This is a genomic window from Xenorhabdus eapokensis (genome assembly GCF_001908105.1).
On sequence record NZ_MKGQ01000118.1, the window covers coordinates 1 to 1,200 of the forward strand.

Here is a 1,200-nt window from a genome sequence, read left to right on the forward strand (position 1 = left end):
TTTTTTTAGCACCTCTTGAATGAAGGCAAATGACATGATCTAATGAGATTTATTTTCCTTCTCATTGCTGACCTATGACTCTGATTGAACACTTATCCGTTGTGAAAGAAACCCGCTCTGATATTAATCGTCAATACGATCTGGTTGATGTTATTTTCCTTGTTGTCAGTGCCATTATGGCGGGAGCCGAAGGATGGCAAGACATTGAAACTTATGGTCAAGCTAAAATTACGTGGTTAAAGGAATACCGGGCGTTTTCCCATGGCATCCCCTGTCGACATACCATTGCCAGAATACTGCGGGCTATCAAGCTGGATTCTTTACTGGAAGCACTACTGAATTGGGTTAATGAACAGCGTGAGTTGGGCGGTAAACCCGTCATCGCCTTTGATGGCAAAGTCCTGAGACGGGCCTACCGGAATGAAAAGAAAAATGCCGTCCAGCTGGTCACGGCGTATGACACCGAACGGGGGTTAGTGTTGAGCCAGAAAGCCACCGCCACAAAAAACGGTGAAATCCAGGTTGTTCGTCAAATGCTGGATATCCTTAATCTGAAGGGCAGTATTGTGACGCTGGATGCCCTGCATTGTCAGCGTGAAACACTGGGAAAAATCAGTGAAAAGAAAGCGCATGTGGTGGTTCAGGTCAAGAAAAATCAGCCTAAGTTATGGGCAGCTGTCCAGTCACAATTTCAGTCGGTGTTTGATGCAGGTAAAGAACAAATTGTCACTGAAGTGAAGCAAGAAGCGCATGGACGTCGGGAAGAGCGCTATGTGTTCCAGCTCAAACCTCAATTTACACCTGAAATGGCAGAAAAATGGCCAACCATTCGCAGTATCATTGCGGTCGAACGGCATCGGTCAGAAAACGGCAAAGGCACAGTAGAGACGTCCTACTATATCAGTTCACTGTCTCCCCGGCACAAGTTATTAGGGCACTACATTCGCCAGCATTGGCGGATTGAGAATAGCCAGCATTATATCCTTGATGTGGTTTTTAAAGAGGATGATTCACGCATTGTTCTGGAGGGAGCCATTGAAAATTTGGCGTTATTCCGGCGTCTTGTATTGAATATGGTCAAACAATGTGACTGTGGTGCGCCCAGTCAAAGAAATAAACTCAAAAAAGCAGGCTGGAGTGATGATTATCGTGCACAAGTGTTCTTTGGATAGATATCAACCAAAGTATGCTCGCGCCCTG

At 45.6% G+C, this 1,200-nt stretch carries 1 protein-coding gene; it reads left to right on the forward strand.

The features are described from left to right. Positions 1-74 precede the first annotated feature (74 nt). The gene (locus tag Xedl_RS19650) at positions 75-1,172 is read left to right on the forward strand and encodes an ISAs1 family transposase (protein WP_074025402.1); all 1,098 of its coding nucleotides are present in this window, start codon (positions 75-77) and stop codon (positions 1,170-1,172) included. The last annotated feature ends 28 nt before the right edge of the window (positions 1,173-1,200 follow it).

Coding starts and splice junctions, on each gene's coding strand:
- Xedl_RS19650 (WP_074025402.1), top strand. CDS start 75: ATGACTCTGATTGAACACTTATCCGTTGTGAAAGAAACCCGCTCTGAT.